This window comes from Massilia sp. 05N420, from assembly GCF_056397205.1.
Genome location: NZ_JBFTMX010000235.1, coordinates 1 through 394 on the forward strand (window position 1 = coordinate 1; position 394 = coordinate 394).

Genomic DNA, 394 nt, shown 5'->3' on the forward strand with positions numbered 1-394 from the left:
GACCAAAAGAGGCCGGTAAAACGGCGCGCCTTCCGGCGATTGGGGTAGGTCATCCGATGGGCGCAGTCAAAGAGCAGAGCGCCAGCCTCTATGCGCAGAAAATGGCTGAGCAGGGATTTGTTACCCTGGCAATTGATCTTTCTTTCTGGGGCGAAAGTGAAGGCCAGCCGCGCAACGCTGTCTCTCCGGATATCTATGCCGAAGACTTCAGCGCCGCCGTGGATTACCTGGGTACCCGCGAATTTGTCGATCGCGACAGGATTGGTGTGCTGGGCATCTGTGGCAGTGGCAGTTTTGTCATCAGCGCAGCGAAGATTGATCCCCGCATGAAAGCCATTGCTACCGTCAGCATGTATGACATGGGGTCAGCCAACCGTAATGCGCTGAATAAAAG

General features: G+C 55.6%; 1 protein-coding gene. It reads left to right on the forward strand.

The annotated features are described in order from the left end of the window. On the forward strand, positions 1 to 394 hold a 394-nt coding region (locus AC1DIX_RS28120; protein WP_477328663.1), incomplete at both ends, for an alpha/beta hydrolase.